Genomic DNA, 16036 nt, shown 5'->3' with positions numbered 1-16036 from the left:
AAAACCGATTGAGCAAGTACAGCTTGCGATCGATATCATCGGGGTTAACAAAGGCGAATTGTGTTGATGCATTATGGCGGCTGGTCCCGCAGACAAAGCGGTTGGAGTCTGGGCCGGTCAAGGTGGGGTCGCTTAATTGTTCGAGTATGGCGTCGACGACCTTCTCGATTCTGGTGACCTGATCCGGGCTTAGGGTGATGACGCCGAACATCTCGCCAAAAAACAGCCCCAACCGGCTATTGGGGTCGCGCAGCGTTGAAAAGTGAGCGAGGTTGCGCTTGCACGTCACCGCGTAATAAGTCGCTACGTTCAACGCTTCATTGATGACTTGAGCCTTCCAGGGTGACAGGGCGGCAATTGCCCTTATGCCCGTCGCTTCTATATTGATCGCCCCACGTAAGTCGATTCGCGTGCGCAGGCGCGACAGGGCCTTGCCGAAGCGAGGGTTATGACGGCTCAGGTCCAACACCCATTTGCCCTGCTCATTGCGACCCACATAAGGCCCTGCCTCTTTGTCGTTGGCAAGCCTCCAGTGTTCTGCGCTCTTCTTGACTGAATACACCTTGCCCGCCAGCGCCACATAGTCTTTGCCGCTCGCTTTGTCTTGGTAAATATGGCTGGAGGTGCTCTGCTCGAGGTCGTTCAGTGCGACGCTGTGATCCTCGAACGGCTGCAACCCGGTACGCGAGGGTGCGGTAATCTCCAGAGTGGCAAGGGTTGTCGCTGTGGGCAGATTTGAGGCCGACAGGTCGCCCACCGACACTTCCTCGACGCTTGGGGGTGGGCTTGCGCTGCCTTCAAGTTCACTGCGCAGCATGGCTATTTGCGCCACGCCTGCGATGAAGTCCTTCAGTGCGCACGTCCATCGGTGCAGCTGCAGCGCCTCGGCTGAGCGCTTGAACAGTTTGTAACTGCGCCAAACCACCAGCGGATAAGCGAGTTTTCCAGCCATGAACTGCACCGCGGTGGGAATCTCCTTGCCGAACAGGCTGATCACTCTGTCCCAGAGCGCCTTGGCGCCGTGCTCGAATTGGCAGCCCAACATCTTGAGCAGGCACTGCGTGTTTTCGCTGAACAGGTAGTGCAGCAGGTTGCCTGCCACTGCGGCCGACGCGAGACTGATCTCGCAGGGGCGATGACGTTGGGTTTGCAGCAAATTGCGGTAGGTGGCTTGATGAGGTGCTTCCAGGTGCGTGATCACCCAGTCCTGGAGCTCTCCCGGCCTCTGCAACTCATCCAGAAGCGCATGCTCGCTCGCGTACTCCTTGAACGTATGGTTTTCACTGTAGGGCGCATACAGCACCAAAGGGCCAGAGTCGCCAGGTTCAGGACCGATCAGGTACATGCCCAACACGTTGACGGTGGCAGCACCTTCGGTTGCAATCAACTCCAGCGGACGCAGCATTGCCGCACCGCCGAGCGAGGCGCGCGCCAATGTGTCGGGCATGTCAAACGCCTGCTGGACCAGGCTCAGGGCCTGCGCTGAAAGGCGCTCTTGCAGTTTCAGTTGGTGAGCATATTGCAGCGCCTGCCAAGGCAGTTGTTGGCAATACCGGCGGCGGCGGCTGCGCGCTTCTTCCGTATGGGCGTTGAGTTCGCTCTGCAACAGTGTCTGGTAGGCGGTTTTCAGATCCAGCTGTAGGACCATTTGGACTACCGCACTGGCATCCAGCGTCGCCGGCAGGGGTGTGGCGTTGCGCGAGCGTGGGCGGATGCCTTCGGCGTCCAGGTTGGGCCAGTGCCGCAAGGCAAAATCGGTCAGGCTGTAGACATGTACATCGAGCGCCTCATGGAGGGGAATCAGGATGTCTTCGGGGTCCAGGGGCTGGTCGGGAAAACGCGCTTTGAGCAGCGCCAGCAGCGCTGTGGCGGTGTGTTCACGGATCGGTTTGATGCCATGCAAGTAGTCTTTTTCGTCGGGGGCGTTGGTGTGGTATTGCTCAAGCAGTTCCGCTTGGTGGATCTGGTCCCGGGCTGACGCCATGCCCAGCCAGACGGGCAGAGCCTGTTGGTTGATCATGCTGCTCGCCATTGTCATGGCCCGGATGAGGTTGGTAGGCGCCGCCTGCTCCATGACCCCGTCCAGACGGTCTTGCAAGGCCCGAGCAGGCAACCTCATGGACAGCAGGTGATCGACGCCGTCCATGACGTAATCGCTGTAGGTTTTCAGGCGATTATTCAGCAAGTTTTCGTCAATGCGCCGCAGGGGGCCTAATCGATAAACCTGATGCGGCACGCGCAAGAGGCTTGGCAGGTTTTCCAGCAAGTCCAGGCGCCTGACCGGATGCTCCAGGCGCTGTGTCATCTCATCGCGCAAGGTTTGAATCGAGGTAAACGTCTCATAGCCGTGCCGAGGTGTCCAAAGCACGGCATGGCCCGAGCGCTGCGGGTCGATGCCGCCGCGTTCAGTCAGTACAAACAGGTTGGCAAGCGCCTGGGGGGCTTCGGGCGTGTCCTTGTTCAGTGTCAATGCGTAGGCATCCGGCAAAAAACCGTTGAGGCCATGGCGGGTCAAGCGCGCCAGGCTGTCAGGCCTGAGTACGGTATCGAGCACTTCGTGGCTGCGGGGCGGCAGGGTCTTGCCCAGCCGCCTCAGTTCGGCCTCGCTGCGTAAGCCAAGGAGCATTGATTGCGCGTGTTTGGCGTGGGTGTTGCCGAGAAACAGACGCGGCAGCTCGCGCATGTCGTGATTGACAAACACGCCCATCACGCTATCGATGACCGCGTTGAAAATTTTCAGGGTGATGCTGTGCAGTTGCTGGGCTGCTCCCTGCTCACGTTTACTGTAAAACCCGGTTCTGGACGAGGTAGGAACAGCGCCAGCTTCAAGGGCCAGGTGTTCGATGAAGTGTTCAACCATATTCAGCGAGGACACTGGCAGGCGCTCCTCTCGCTCCATGGCACGGGAGGGGTAAGTATTGACATAAACCTCATCGGCCTTGAGCTCCAGTTGCCGTGCCTGCAACTGTACGTTCAGGGCAAGGGTGGCCATGCTGCGTAAAGTCGGATGCGTTGGCCGTTCGGCGGCCAGCGCGTCTGCGGCGGCCTCCAGTTGCAGCAGGTGCTGCTTGGCGCGCTCTGCCTTGACCGTCGAGGGGCGGTCATTGATGCTCGTGACGGGGCGGACAGTCCAGCGCCCCAACGTGTCCAGGGGCGCCAGTCGATTATCCAGCATGGTGCGCACGTCCAGGGCGCTATCGAGCAGGGCGGCCGGATCAACTTGACCATCGCTGCGACGGTACAGCGCCAGGGCGTGATTCATATTGCTGATTTGCTTGCGCGCAATGTCTTCGACCATGCCTGAAAAAACGCCCCCGGTGATCGGCCTCGCAGCGATGTTTATCTGGTCCAGACCGATAAACGTGTTGCGCTCATCCAGGGACAGAAAGTTGAGTAGCTCGTCTTCGTGGCCAGCCGCCTTGAGCATGCTCAATAAAGCCGCTTTCAGGTCGTCCATGTCTGCGAGCACCTGCAGCCCGCGCGATTGCGTATACAGGTACGCGTGGCTCTCGTTGATCATCAGCGTGCTGGCCAATTCCACGTAGTGCTGGTAAGGCGCGTAGAGGCGCACTTTTTCCACACTGAGTTTCGCCGCGTAGGCGCTGCGCGCGCTCTGGTCACTGAGGAACATGGCCTGGAGCATGTGGCATTCGTCGGCGCTGATGACCTGTGTCTGGCGCTTGAGCAAAATATCCACACGAAACTTCTCGGCCACGACCTGCGCGAAAAGATCCAGGCGTGAACTGCCGTTGTTGATGTCTTCACTCCAATAGGTCTGCAGCAAGCTGTCCAGCAGTTTTGCCAGGGTGCTCGACGTCTGTTCGATCAGCGTTTGCCAATGCTGCTGATCTTGTTCCCGCTGGGGTTGGGTGAACGCAGCCGTGACATGCTTTGGGTTCAGGAATTCGCGGGTTTGCACCGAAGGCCAGGCGTGCCTCACATAAAACTGCAAGAGCGCTTCGCTTAATGGCAGGGACTCGACCCAGCGTCGAGTGCGCTCGCCCGGGTGTTGTACATAACAGTTCACCCGCGTATCGCGTTGATCCAGGCCCGGGAAATAAGCGTGCGCCATGATGCCAAGCAGTGTGTCGAGCATGCTCGGCAAGGTGGGCGTCTTTTGCAGCTGCTCAAGCATCGCTTGCACATTTGCCTGCTGGCAGGCCTGGAGCGTCTTCTCCTGATCCTCCATGACGGCGCCCTCGACGGTCGCAGTGGTCAATGTCAAGGTTGTGCCGACGGGTAATGCGTCACGCTCGGCGATCGACAGGAAACTCATCAACTCGACGCGTTGACCCGAATCCGCCAACTGCTCGCTTAGTTCGGCTAGGAGCAAAGCATGACTGTCAGAGACCTGAATGCCGCCATAGGGCGTGTAGAGCAGGGCCTTGGCGCCGTCCGGGGTAGGGCTGATCAAGAACGCGCCGGCGAGCGCAATCGGGGTTTGGCCCTCCACGGTGATCAGCACCTTCTCGACGCGCATCGGGTAGCTTTGCTTGCGGCTATCCTGGCGGGCAGTATCGGTGGCGTAATACAGGGTATGCAGCCAGTCGAGGTCTTTGACGGTCAGCCCCAGCTCACGCTCGCGCTCGCTGGGTGTTTTTCTACTCAAGGGCAGCAGGAATTCGTCGAAAAAATACGCCGGGGTCACGCGGACCATAGTCTGTCTCCAGAGTGCATAGACGTTGACAGGGTAAGTACGCGCCCGTGGCATGCTGGGGTAAATAATCAGCCCCCGTGCAAGTTGACAGCAGAGGCCGTGCGTGGTGTTTAATCGGGGCCTGAATATCCATTCGTTGCCCCTTCCAATCATAAAAACGGAGCTTCAAATGTCTGCGCAGTCTCCGACAGTTGCCAAGGCTTCAACCGCAATCGGGTTCGCTGAGTTGGTGGTATTGCTTCAACAGGTCTTCGTCAGGCACGGCACCTCGCCAGAGGTGGCGGCCATCCTGGCGCACAACTGCGCCAGCGCCGAACGCGATGGCGCCCATAGCCATGGTATTTTCCGTATCCCCGGTTATCTCAGCACCCTGGCCAGCGGCTGGGTCAATGGCGAGGCGGTGCCGGTGGTCACCGACGTCGCTTGCGGTTGTGTGCGGGTAGATGCCTGCAATGGTTTTGCCCAACCGGCGCTCGCGGCGGCCCGCACGTTACTGGTAAATAAGGCCCGCAGTGCGGGTATTGCACTGCTGGCTATTCATAACTCGCATCACTTCGCCGCGTTGTGGCCGGATGTCGAGCCGTTCGCCGAAGAAGGCCTGGTTGCCCTCAGCGTGGTTAATAGCATGACCTGCGTCGTGCCCCATGGTGCCGATCGCCCGCTGTTCGGCACCAACCCGATTGCGTTTGCCGCACCCCGGGCAGACGGTGCGCCGATTGTGTTCGACCTGGCCACCAGCGCCATCGCCCATGGCGACGTGCAGATCGCCGCGCGCAAGGGCGAGCGCCTGCCGCCGGGCATGGGTGTCGATAGTCTGGGCCAGCCGACCCAGGACCCCAAGGCCATTCTCGAAGGCGGTGCGCTGTTACCGTTTGGCGGGCATAAGGGTTCAGCACTGTCGATGATGGTCGAGCTGCTGGCGGCGGCGTTGACGGGAGGTCACTTTTCGTTCGAGTTCAATTGGTCGGATCATCCGGGCGCACGCACACCCTGGACCGGTCAGTTGCTGATCCTGATCGACCCGAGCAAGACCGCCGGGCAACACTTTGCCGAGCGCAGCCAGGAACTGGTGCGGCAGATGCATGCGGCGGGGTTGCGGCGGTTGCCAGGTGATAGGCGCCATCGCACACGGGCGAAGTCGCAGGAAACCGGTATTGAGATTCAAGCGCAGGATCTTCAGCAACTGCAGGCACTGGCCGAAGGTTAAGCGGGGCTGCTGCAAGCAACAGCCCCCATGGCTCAGTTGCGGCGGCCCAGCAACAGGCCGACCACCAGGCCAAAGCCTGCGGAGATGGCCACGGTCTGCCATGGGTGGCCACCGATATAGGTTTCGGTGGCATCTACCACAGGCTTGCTGCGCTCACGCACGTTGGACACCGAGTCCAGCGCTTGCTTGAGCTTGATGGCGACCTGTTCGCGCAAGGTTTCACCTTCCTCGCCTACCAGGGAAGCGCTGCTCTTGAGCAATTTGTCCGATTCTTCGATCAACGCCGTCAGTTCACTGAAAGCTTGATCCTTGATTTGATCTTCAACAGCTTGGGCGGCAGTTTTGCGGGCCATTGTGTGACTCCTTACAGGTGAATGTGACAGTGAACAATGGAGTATTGGGCGGCGAGAAAAGTTGCAGTTTTTTTGCGTGGGCGTGAAGAGGAGCAAAATCCGGATCAGGAACTCTCGACCTACAGTGTAAGATGTCACCTATTTGTGCAGCAGGTAATTCAACATGAGCTTCAATCTGGCCAACAAAACCCTCGCCGAACGCGCCGAGCTGGAAGATGAAAAGTCCCGCCTCTATGACCTGTGGCAGACCAACCTGGGCAAGGCCAAGGGCGAAGCGGCGCGGTTGTTTGGCGAGCGCTCCAAGCGCAAGGGCAAATGGGCCGAGTGGGTGCGCGCCGAGCTTGATGGCATGTCGCCGCCGGAGTTTTCCAGCATGGTGCGCAGCGAAGTCAACAAGCTGATGGCCGCCGCTAAATAAAGCATGCCACGATCGCCTCGCGGACTTTAAGCAACAGGGGATCGAGCTGGGTCTGACTGCGCCAGCCCAGCTCCACCGGGTAGCGCGGCAGCGCCAGCGGCCACGGCAGCACGCGCGAGCCGGTGATCTGCGCAATGGCCTCGGCGGCATGCCCGGGTATCGTTGCCAGTGCCTGGCTGCCCTTGAGCAAAAACGCCCGCGTGGCAAAGTGGCTGGTGGAGTCACACGCCTCGCGGCTCAACCCTTGCGCTGCCAGGCCTTCATCGGTAATCCCGATAAACCCGGCCGACGACACCAGCACATGTTCACGGGTGACGAATTCCTCCAGGCTGATGCCTTCCTGGCCTGGCGCCAGACTGCCCGGGGCCAGGCTCTGCCGGCAACGGTCCAGCGCTTCGCTGATCACGGGTTTCAACGGGTTGGCGCGCAAGGTCGGTGCCAGCCCACGGCCGGATCTCTTTGAACTGGTGGTGGATGAGCGCCAAAAGCCGGGCGTACGCTATATCACTGACTGAATGCGGTTAAACATGTGGGAGGGGGCTTGCTCCCACATTGGCGCTTCATTGTTTGGGGGATTTGAGTTGCAGCCACTCCTCGCGGGTCATCTCCCAAATGTCCCGCGCGAAGCTGCCTTCGACAAATTGCCCCTCGTCCGTCCTGATCAACCGCATGCCGGTGCGCGCGGATATCCGCCGCGACGCCTCGTTAGGCGCCGCCTTGGGCACGCGCATCAGCGGGCGCTTGAGCACCTCAAACCAGTATTCGGTCACCGCCGCACTGGCTTCGGTCATCAAGCCCTGGCCTTGCCATTGCGGGCCCAGCCAGAAGCCACGGTTGTCGTCCTGCTGGTCCATCAGGCTGATGTTGCCGATCAACTGTTCCGGCGCACTGTTGAGGCGGATCGACCAATGCCATTGCTCGCCGCGGGCCATGGCTGGCAAGGCGACCTGTTCCAAGTAGCGGCGAGCGCCGTCGGCCGGGTAGGGCCAAGGCACTTCGGCGTTGAGGTAGCGCACCACCTCCCACTGCGCAAATTGCTGCTGCACGCCCTCGACATCTTCCAGGGTCAGCGGGCGCAGGATCAGTCTTTCGGTGAACAAAGTCGGTTGCATGGCGTTTACCAGGTCGCCGTGTTCGGCAGGTTCAACGTACCGCGATCGACAAAACGCAGGGTTCCGAACAGGCCACCCGAGAGTTTGCCGCGCAGTACGTAAGGCAGATTGTTCAAGCTTTGGGTCTGGCTCAGGCCCAGGGTCTGGCGCAATACAGAAAACGCTGAAACGCTGACCGGCACTGACAGCACGGTCTCGGAAAAGCGTGGGATGCTTCCGGTTTGATCACTCACCCCAGACGCCAATGGCTGGCCATTGACGTCCAGGTCCAGGGCTACGCCGCTGTAGTCAATCGCCGTTTCATTGGGGTTTTGCACCCGCAGCTTCACGGCGAAGCGCACTTCAAGGTCCTGGCTTTGCAGGGGCTCGATGCCCACCACCGTAATGTTCACCGGGTCGCGGTTGGGGAACAGCGCGCAGGCGCTCAAGGTCAGCAGCAGTAACGATAGAACCATGAGCTTGCGCATATAAAGGTGCTCCTATTTCGTGACGTCCGGATCCTGCATGACCTTGAGGGTAGAGGACTCCGGATCAAATTCATCTTCTTCCAGTTCTATGAACTCTTCGGGCAAGAAAATGTTCAGCAGGATTGCACAGAACGCCCCCACGGTGATCGGCGACTCGAAGATGTTGTGCAGCGCCTTGGGCAGGTCGCGCAACACTTGCGGCACGGCGGCCACGCCCAGGCCCATGCCCAGCGAGATCGCCACGATCAGCACGTTGCGCCGGTGCAGCCCGGCTTCTGCAAGGATCTTGATCCCAGCCACCGCCACGGTGCCGAACATGATCAACGTGGCGCCGCCGAGCACCGGCTTGGGCATCAGTTGCAGCACCGCGCCGATCATCGGGAACAGCCCCAGCAGCACCAGCAGGCCGGCGATAAAGTACGCCACGTAGCGGCTGGCCACACCGGTCAGTTGGATGACGCCGTTGTTCTGGGCGAAGGTCACCATCGGCAGGCTGTTGAACGTCGCCGCCATCGCCGAGGTCAGGCCGTCGGCCAACAGGCCCGATTTGATGCGCTTGATATACAGCGGGCCTTTGACCGGCTGTTGGGAAATCATCGAGTTGGCGGTTAAGTCACCAGCGGCTTCCAGCGGCGAAATCAGGAAGATCACCGCCACCGGGATAAACGCCACCCAGTCGAACGAGAACCCGTACTTGAACGGCACCGGCACGCTGATCAGCGGTACTTGAGGCAATGCCGCGAGGTCGACGCGCCCCATCCACCAGGCCACCACAAAACCCAGGGTCAAACCGATCACGATTGAACCCAGGCGCAGGAACGGGTTGCTGAAGCGGTTAAGGACCACAATGGTCAGTAGCACAAGCGCCGCCAGGCCCATATTGCTCGCGGCACCCAAGTCACTGGAACCAAAGCCGCCAGCCATGTCGGTGACCGCTACTTTGATCAGCGACAGCCCCATCAAGGTAATGATGGTGCCGGTCACCACTGGGGTGATCAATTTGCGCAGTTTGCCGATGAACTGACTCAACACCACTTCGATAAAGGCCGCAAAAAAACAGATGCCGAAAATGGTCGAGAGGATTTCATCAGTACCACCGCCACGGGCCTTAACCATAAAACCGGCGCTGAGGATCACGCTGATAAACGAGAAGCTGGTGCCTTGCAAACACAGTAAACCCGAACCGATAGGACCGAAGGTGCGCGCCTGCACGAAGGTGCCCAGGCCCGATACGAACAGCGCCATGCTCACCAGGTACGGCACTTCGCTTTCGAGGCCCAAGACACCGCCGACGATCAAGGTGGGGGTGATGATGCCGACGAAACTGGCGAGTACGTGTTGCAACGCGGCAAACATCGCCGCGGTGAAGTGCGGGCGGTCTTCCAGGCCGTAGATCAGGTCGGATTTATAGCGGGGGCGAGGGGTTTGAGCGTCAGACAAAATACAGGCCCGGTAGGGAAAGGGGCGCGCAGGATGCCAGAAAGTGCTGGCTGTCAGAAGTGTGTAAAAATATTTCGAAACATCCTGCATAAATTTCACACACCCGTCGATACCGTAGGTAAGCCCACCCAACTATTAAAACTCAGGGTGCGCAAAGGTCGCAGACGCGTTGACGCCGACTGATCGTGTCGCGGCAGGGATGCGCGCCAACACGACTTCTCGAGAGCATCCCTAGGTCCCTTCGTAACCTGAATATTGCCCCTCGCGCGTTTCTCGGTTTTGCGTTCATTGCGTGCTGGTTGTGATCCTCGGTGTCTTTGCCGTCAACCGCATGACGCAGACTCGCCAGTCCACGCTGGACATGGGGACCAATCAATTACCCAGTGTGAAGTACTTAGGCAACTTGACCGAGAACGTTCTGCGCCTGCGCATTCTGTCTTTCCGGATAGTGGTTAACCGCGAGCCCGGCGCCCTGGAAGAGGCTAAGACACGCATAGGCGCACTTGTGGGCAAGGTCAAGCAGGCGCAGAGTGCTTATGCGGTCTTGCCGGCAGGTGCGCAAGAGGCAGCGCTTTACAAAGCCTTCGTCGCGCTCCGAAGCCTCCAACCAGTCCAACCAGGCAGCGCGTGAAGGCCGTCACCGCGTGGTGGAAACCGTTGGCGCGATCCAGACCATGACCCAGGACGTACAAAACACCTCGGTGATGATCGAAGGCCTGGCGACTCAAGGCCGTGACATTGGCAAGGTACTCGATGTGATCCGCGCGATTGCCGAACAGACCAACCTGTTGGCGCTCAACGCAGCGATTGAAGCGGCACGCGCCGGTGAAGCCGGGCGTGGGTTTGCGGTGGTGGCCGATGAAGTGCGGGCGTTGGCTCACCCCACCGCGCAGTCCATCAGCCTGATCAATGAGCGCACCCTGGTGATCGCCAGTGCGTCGCAAGAACAGGCCCAGGTTTCCCGTGAGGTGGACCGCAACCTGGTGAACATCCGCGACCTGGCGACCCAGTCGGCTGCAGGCGCTAACCAGACCAGCGCGGCCAGCCATGAGTTGTCGCGCCTGGCGGTGGATTTGAATGGGATGGTGGCGCGGTTCGTGATCTGACCCTAAGTGCGTGGTAGCGGCAGTGCGCCGCTCCCGCCTTGGCGTTTAGAGACCGCCGCTTTACTGGAAGTTGACACCAATAATATCTTCGCTTCTGATGGGCTTAGTGCTTCTGACCAAAAAGTCGGTTCTGCGATCTCCCGTCATATCAATACCGATGTAGTACCTATGGGTTGCCGGGTTGAGCGCAAGAACAGTGTCGCCAACGCGACCCGTGTATGCAGCGACGTGGTTAAACGTCACGTGTGTCTTATTGCTCATGTTACTCACGTCGATTTTGTCCTTGCCGGTGGTAAAATTATTGAGCAAGTGCGAGTTGCGGTAACCCGAGTCTGAGACGGCATCATAGTTAAAGGTTTTATAGGGTGTCAGGCCTGGTTTTGGTGTGCGCGGTGTGATTGGGGATTGTGAGTGGGCGCCGGTCAATATATCGTCTGGTTTCAAGGGGGTCTTGCTAAGGATCATTAATACAGCGTTGGCGCCATCGCCCACATTTAGAACTAACCTATGCAAGTTAACTTTTTGATCGTAGTCCAGCATCAACTCGCCTTTCTGATTCGCCATCGTGCCGCCCTGGCCGGGGGGCGCCACGGTAATATTTAATTTGGAAATTCCCGCCGTTTTCAATATTCCAGAAATATCAAGTTTATCGACGCCGCTGGCGAAATCCAGAAGTATGTCTGGTCTTTTCGCAGAGGAGTCGCTGACCCTGTCATATACAAACGTATCAGCGCCGCCGCCGCCGTAGAGTTTGTCGCCCCCAGCCCCTCCAGTTATGCGATTGCGAAACGCGTTACCTATAATGAGATCGTGTCCGGAACCGCCGATGGCGTTTTCCACAACAACGCCCTTGGCGATAGACACATTGCCTTCCCTGCCGCCTACGTTCGAAAGCTGCTCGGCGTTGAGGTTGATCTTCTGGTCTTGCTGGAAGCCAGAAAAGTCCAGCGTGTCATTTCCGCCGTTATCCCACACGCAGAAGGCCGCCAGCTCATCGGAGGAGGTCAAACTATAGTAATCGCGCTTAGAATTGGAGTTGAAGCCGTAAGTGGTATCACCCGTGCGGGTTTTATTGTTGCTGCCGTAGAGACTCTGACCTGCGGCAATGTCACGCATCATTGGGGTGGATGTGCTATCCGAGACGCTAACGCCATTCTCATCGCGGGGCCGCCAAAAATGGGTGTTGTAGGACATGGCTGTATGGGTTTTGTTGTTTTCGGGGTGCGTTCCGGTTGGATGCCCGAGCCCCAGGCTATGACCGATTTCGTGAACCATTGAAGCGTTCAAAGGTGAGTTTTTGTCGCCCAAGCCGATTGCGATGTTCATGGTCCCACCGTAATCAGTGGGCAAGTTGGCGTAACCCCCCACGCCGTTATTGCCATGAACGACCACCATGGCGTCGGCGTCTTTTGCATTCTCGGTGAATTTGACCTTAATCACGTCCTCCCATGCCTTGAGTGAACTTCTGAAGGCTTTTTTCCTGGCTTCGCTGAACGCCAGTGCTCCACTGTGTTTAAGCCAGGACTCTTGAGGGTCGGATGAGTTGAAGAATTTGTAGCCGACGGTTATTTGACCATCGCCATTTCTATCCTTGATTCTATAGTTTTCACGGGTGAGCTGTGTTGCGATATCTCCTGCAAAGGAAGTGCGTGGCAGGTCCTGTTTGATGGGGGGCGATAGATGATCTATGTTGTGCTGAGGGGCGTGAAACGGTGCAGGCGTATTTGCTCGAATGATGGACATGGAAATCCCTGGAAAGAGTGGAGATAGTGCAAACGTTAATGGGTATGAAGCGATAAAATAAACGTTTCGCCAAGGCGTACCAATGGGCGGTATATGTCTATGTGTGACGTAGAATGATCGGTGTGGGATAGGCGCGTAATTGCCCTATTACGGTGTTGCGAAGGGCGTATGATAAGCAGTGTCAGTGCGTCGGATTTAATTGTGCGGGCTACGCGAAAAGTTACTCGATTAAAAAGTTGGCCCCGTGGTGTATTAACCATTCTTGCGCATCACCAGAGGCCTGGCGCACGCCAAGGGCGCCGTGCCCGTGCCCGTGCTCGGCGGCGAACACGTGAGGTGAACGCCAACCAAGTTGAGGGCCGCCGGTGTTCTAAAACTCGCTGATGTTGACCCATCGCTCTTGTATTGCGGCCAAGCGTATAGCGGTTGCCAGGCGTTCGACGGCCCAGGCGCCCTCAAAGTCGGTGCCATCCGCGCCTTGCCCGGCCAGTGCTATGATCAACTCGTGCACTTCCAGGGTCTTCAACTCGTTGTAGCCCAGTTGATGCCCGGCGGCCGGGCTGAAGGCGGCATAGCCTTGCAAGGCGGGGCCCGCCAGCAAGCGCTGGAACCCGTCCTGGCCGACGCGGCACACGCGTAGTTCATTCAATCGTTCCTGATCGAACGCCAGCGTGCCTTGAGTGCCGCTGATTTCAAAACTCAGGTGGTTCTTATAGCCATGTTTGAGCCAACTGCTGCTCACCGTACCGCGCGCGCCATTGGCGAATCGCAGCAGGGCATGCACCTGATCGTCTACCGCGATGGGTTTCAGGTCGCTGCTGCCTTTGACGGCCGGGCGTCTGGTGTGCACGGTCTGGGTGTCGGCGCACACGCTGTGCACATCACCCACCAAGTAGCACGCCATCGACAGCAGATGGCTGCCCAGATCCGCCAGGGCGCCCCCGGCATGTTCCACTTCGCAGCGCCACGACCAAGGCGAGGCTGGGTCGGCCATGAAATCTTCGCTGAACTCGCCCTGGAAACTGATGATCTCGCCCAGCTCGCCATTGGCAATCATCTGCCGTGCCAGGCCGATCATCGGGTTGTGCTGATAGTTGTAGCCGACGCGCGTCACCACTGCAGCGGCACTCGCGGCACGGCGCATGGCGTCGGCCTGCTCTAGGCTGACGGCCAGCGGCTTTTCGCAATACACCGCCTTGCCCGCCGCAATCGCCGCCATGGCCATGGGGTAGTGCAAGTGGTTGGGCGTGGTGATGGCGACCACATCAACCTTAGGGTCGTTGATCAACGCCTGCCAGGCGCCATGGGCCTGGGCAAAACCCCAGGCCGTGGCGCAGCGTTGGGCACGTTCGGTGTCGGCATCGGCCAGGGCGGCCAGCTTGAGGTGTACCGGCAGTTCGAATACCGCACGGGCATTGTTGAACGCCAGGGCGTGGGCGCGCCCCATGAAGCCCGTGCCGATCAGGCCGATTCCGAGTTCACGCATAGCGGTGGTCCTTTGAATTATTGTTTTCAAGAGGGTTATTAATGGAATAAAAATTCACATAATTCAAGATATGGAATAAAAATTCATTGTTGCTGGTCGCTCCCGCGCTCCGGGTGGGAGTGCCGCAGGGGACGCTCCGCGTCCCGCCGTTAACGCACGCGACGCAGAGCGTCACGGGATGCATGCCCACGCCGAGCGTGGGGACGATCATCAAGCGCAGTAATGCAGGCATATTCAGGCCATGGCCAAAAGCCGCCAGTTAACAAAAGATAACGTAGCGCCGATTGTCAGACGATTCGAAACCCCGATAGGATGGCCCCTGCTTCCTCCAGGCGCTCTAGATTGCAGGTTTCAGAGCCCGGGAAGGCGAGACGACCTAACAATAATAAATCGGGAGAAAGGTCTATGAGTGAGCCTGTCATGGGTTGGGTTGTTTGCCGCCCGCGTGCCGCACGCAGGGTTGCGATGCTGGCCACAGCGCTCTCGCTGCTTGGGGTGTTGTCGGTACCCGTGCTGGCAGCCGGCGATACCCGCGCGCAACCGGTGTTTGCGATTGAGTCCCCCAAGGCCGCCAAAGGCCTGATGATCGATGTGGTCCACGCAGGCAAGCGCTTGGTGGCGGTCGGTGATCGCGGGCATATCCTCTATTCCGATGACCAGGGCAGCACCTGGACCCAAGCCAAAGTGCCGACCCGGCAATTGCTCACGGCGGTGTTTTTCGTCGATGACAAACAAGGTTGGGCCGTGGGCCATGACGCGCAAATCCTCGCCAGTTCCGACGGCGGTGCCACTTGGACCCAGCAATATCAAGACCTCAAGCGCGAAGCGCCGTTGCTCGACATCTGGTTCAAGGACGCCGAGCATGGCTTGGCCGTGGGCGCCTACGGTGCATTGATCGAAACCACCGACGGCGGCAAAACCTGGGAGGATGTCAGCGACCGCCTCGACAACGAAGACCAGTTTCACCTCAACGCCATCGCCAACATTAAAGACGCTGGCCTGTTTATCGTCGGTGAGCAGGGCAGCATGTTCCGCTCCCGCGACGACGGCCAGACCTGGGAAAAACTTGAAGGCCCGTACGAAGGCTCGCTGTTTGGCGTGATCAGCACCGCTCAACCGCAAACCCTGTTGGCCTATGGCCTGCGCGGCAATCTTTACCGCTCCACGGATTTCGGCAGCACGTGGGAGCAGGTCGAACTGAACGCGACGCGCGGTGCCTTGGAGTTCGGTTTATCGGGCGCCACCTTGCTCGACGACGGTTCGCTGGTGGTGGTCGGCAACGGCGGCAGCGTGGTGGTCAGCCACGACGACGGGCAGACCTTCAGCGTGTTCAATCGCCCGGATCGCATTTCACTCTCGGCGGTCACGGCGGCAGGCAACGGCAACTTGATTCTGGTCGGGCAGGGTGGCGTTCGCGTCGCCACGGCCAGTGGCGCTGAACGCGTAAAACAATAATAAGGGCGGGGAAAGAATGAGCAGTCATCACAACGATAAAGCGACCTTTCTTGAGCGCCTGATCTTCAACAACCGCCCGGCAGTGATCGTTATCTGCCTGCTGGTGAGCATTTTTCTGTTCTGGCAGGCGACGTTGATTCGCCCGTCCACCAGCTTTGAAAAGATGATCCCGCTCAAGCACCCCTTCATCGAAAAGATGATGGAACACCGCAACGACCTGGCCAACCTGGGTAACACGGTGCGCATCTCGGTGGAGGCCAAGGACGGTGACATCTTCACGAAGGAATACATGGAGACCCTGCGCCAGATTAACGACGAGGTGTTCTACATCTCCGGTGTCGACCGCTCAGGCCTTAAGTCGCTGTGGAGCCCCAGCGTGCGCTGGACCGAAGTCACCGAAGAAGGCTTTGCCGGCGGCGAAGTGATCCCGCAAAGCTACAACGGCTCACCGGCAAGCCTCGACCAGCTGCGCAACAACGTGCTCAAGTCCGGCCAGACCGGTCTCCTGGTGGCTACCGCCTTCATGTCGAGCATAGTCGACACCCCCCTTCTGGAGTCCTACCCGGACCCACAAGACCAGTCCACGTGACTG

Annotated in this window: 11 protein-coding genes and 3 pseudogenes; 6 read left to right on the top strand and 8 right to left on the bottom strand. The window is 59.0% G+C overall.

The features are described 5' to 3' along the window. Positions 1 to 4657 (bottom strand): dermonecrotic toxin domain-containing protein (locus tag E0F99_RS24200; RefSeq protein WP_130908964.1); only part of this gene is annotated, 4657 nt, incomplete at its 3' end. A gap of 169 nt (positions 4658 to 4826) precedes the next feature. On the opposite strand from E0F99_RS24200, the gene E0F99_RS24195 reads away from it, so the two are divergent. Then, complete coding sequence (locus E0F99_RS24195) at positions 4827 to 5864, top strand: Ldh family oxidoreductase (protein ID WP_083358675.1); 1038 nt, start codon at positions 4827 to 4829, stop codon at positions 5862 to 5864. A 32-nt stretch (positions 5865 to 5896) separates the two neighbouring features. Here E0F99_RS24195 and E0F99_RS24190 read toward each other — a convergent pair whose 3' ends face one another. Next, on the bottom strand, positions 5897 to 6217 hold the full coding sequence (locus tag E0F99_RS24190) for an ElaB/YgaM/YqjD family protein (RefSeq protein WP_016979401.1): 321 nt from the start codon (positions 6215 to 6217) through the stop codon (positions 5897 to 5899). A 163-nt stretch (positions 6218 to 6380) separates the two neighbouring features. Here E0F99_RS24190 and E0F99_RS24185 point away from each other — a divergent pair, with 163 nt between their 5' ends. Further along, a complete protein-coding gene (locus tag E0F99_RS24185) occupies positions 6381 to 6635 on the top strand; it encodes a hypothetical protein (RefSeq protein ID WP_083358674.1) in 255 nt (84 codons plus the stop codon). On the opposite strand, the pseudogene E0F99_RS24180 reads toward E0F99_RS24185, so the two are convergent. The 4 genes and pseudogenes from E0F99_RS24180 to E0F99_RS24165 all read right to left on the bottom strand — a co-directional run. Further along, positions 6628 to 7092, bottom strand: a pseudogene (locus tag E0F99_RS24180) (type 2 periplasmic-binding domain-containing protein); the annotation flags it as partial. The gene E0F99_RS24185 and the pseudogene E0F99_RS24180 overlap by 8 nt on opposite strands. Before the next feature lie 103 nt (positions 7093 to 7195). Beyond that, the gene (locus E0F99_RS24175) at positions 7196 to 7747 is read right to left on the bottom strand and encodes a GNAT family N-acetyltransferase (protein WP_083358673.1); all 552 of its coding nucleotides are present in this window, start codon (positions 7745 to 7747) and stop codon (positions 7196 to 7198) included. Positions 7748 to 7752: 5 nt separating this feature from the next. Continuing rightward, positions 7753 to 8214 carry an LEA/WHy family protein gene (locus tag E0F99_RS24170; protein WP_083358672.1) on the bottom strand — a complete coding sequence of 154 codons (462 nt, stop codon included), beginning with the start codon at positions 8212 to 8214 and terminating at the stop codon, positions 7753 to 7755. A 12-nt stretch (positions 8215 to 8226) separates the two neighbouring features. Continuing rightward, on the bottom strand, positions 8227 to 9654 hold the full coding sequence (locus E0F99_RS24165; protein WP_083358671.1) for a nucleobase:cation symporter-2 family protein: 1428 nt from the start codon (positions 9652 to 9654) through the stop codon (positions 8227 to 8229). Between the two features lie 331 nt (positions 9655 to 9985). On the opposite strand from E0F99_RS24165, the gene E0F99_RS31280 reads away from it, so the two are divergent. Both E0F99_RS31280 and E0F99_RS31275 read left to right on the top strand, forming a co-directional pair. Then, the gene (locus tag E0F99_RS31280) at positions 9986 to 10285 is read left to right on the top strand and encodes an MCP four helix bundle domain-containing protein (RefSeq protein ID WP_408003443.1); all 300 of its coding nucleotides are present in this window, start codon (positions 9986 to 9988) and stop codon (positions 10283 to 10285) included. Further along, positions 10248 to 10760 (top strand): annotated as a pseudogene (locus E0F99_RS31275) (methyl-accepting chemotaxis protein); the annotation flags it as partial. The gene E0F99_RS31280 and the pseudogene E0F99_RS31275, both read left to right, overlap by 38 nt. A gap of 60 nt (positions 10761 to 10820) precedes the next feature. Here the strand turns inward: E0F99_RS31275 and E0F99_RS24155 are convergent. Both E0F99_RS24155 and E0F99_RS24150 read right to left on the bottom strand, forming a co-directional pair. Then, on the bottom strand, positions 10821 to 12503 hold the full coding sequence (locus tag E0F99_RS24155) for a M10 family metallopeptidase C-terminal domain-containing protein (RefSeq protein WP_083358670.1): 1683 nt from the start codon (positions 12501 to 12503) through the stop codon (positions 10821 to 10823). Between the two features lie 370 nt (positions 12504 to 12873). Beyond that, positions 12874 to 13989 carry a Gfo/Idh/MocA family protein gene (locus E0F99_RS24150; protein ID WP_083358669.1) on the bottom strand — a complete coding sequence of 372 codons (1116 nt, stop codon included), beginning with the start codon at positions 13987 to 13989 and terminating at the stop codon, positions 12874 to 12876. 420 nt (positions 13990 to 14409) lie between these two features. On the opposite strand from E0F99_RS24150, the gene E0F99_RS24145 reads away from it, so the two are divergent. Further along, positions 14410 to 15444: a WD40/YVTN/BNR-like repeat-containing protein gene (locus E0F99_RS24145; RefSeq protein ID WP_173667155.1), complete on the top strand. Its 1035-nt coding sequence runs from the start codon at positions 14410 to 14412 to the stop codon at positions 15442 to 15444. Between the two features lie 16 nt (positions 15445 to 15460). Further along, positions 15461 to 16027, top strand: a pseudogene (locus E0F99_RS24140) (RND family transporter); the annotation flags it as partial. Positions 16028 to 16036 lie beyond the last annotated feature (9 nt).

The organism is Pseudomonas antarctica (genome assembly GCF_900624995.1).
In the GTDB taxonomy this organism is placed as follows: domain Bacteria; phylum Pseudomonadota; class Gammaproteobacteria; order Pseudomonadales; family Pseudomonadaceae; genus Aquipseudomonas; species Aquipseudomonas antarctica.
The sequence above is the reverse complement of the archived record's forward strand: the minus strand, read 5'-3'. Positions and strand labels throughout refer to the sequence as shown.

Excerpts from the sequence above, each read along its gene's own strand:
- E0F99_RS24195 (WP_083358675.1), top strand. The coding sequence starts at position 4,827 with ATGTCTGCGCAGTCTCCGACAGTTGCCAAGGCTTCAACCGCAATCGGG.
- E0F99_RS24190 (WP_016979401.1), bottom strand. The coding sequence starts at position 6,217 with ATGGCCCGCAAAACTGCCGCCCAAGCTGTTGAAGATCAAATCAAGGAT.
- E0F99_RS24185 (WP_083358674.1), top strand. The coding sequence starts at position 6,381 with ATGAGCTTCAATCTGGCCAACAAAACCCTCGCCGAACGCGCCGAGCTG.
- E0F99_RS24175 (WP_083358673.1), bottom strand. The coding sequence starts at position 7,747 with ATGCAACCGACTTTGTTCACCGAAAGACTGATCCTGCGCCCGCTGACC.
- E0F99_RS24170 (WP_083358672.1), bottom strand. The coding sequence starts at position 8,214 with ATGCGCAAGCTCATGGTTCTATCGTTACTGCTGCTGACCTTGAGCGCC.
- E0F99_RS31280 (WP_408003443.1), top strand. The coding sequence starts at position 9,986 with ATGACGCAGACTCGCCAGTCCACGCTGGACATGGGGACCAATCAATTA.
- E0F99_RS24155 (WP_083358670.1), bottom strand. The coding sequence starts at position 12,503 with ATGTCCATCATTCGAGCAAATACGCCTGCACCGTTTCACGCCCCTCAG.
- E0F99_RS24150 (WP_083358669.1), bottom strand. The coding sequence starts at position 13,989 with ATGCGTGAACTCGGAATCGGCCTGATCGGCACGGGCTTCATGGGGCGC.
- E0F99_RS24145 (WP_173667155.1), top strand. The coding sequence starts at position 14,410 with ATGGGTTGGGTTGTTTGCCGCCCGCGTGCCGCACGCAGGGTTGCGATG.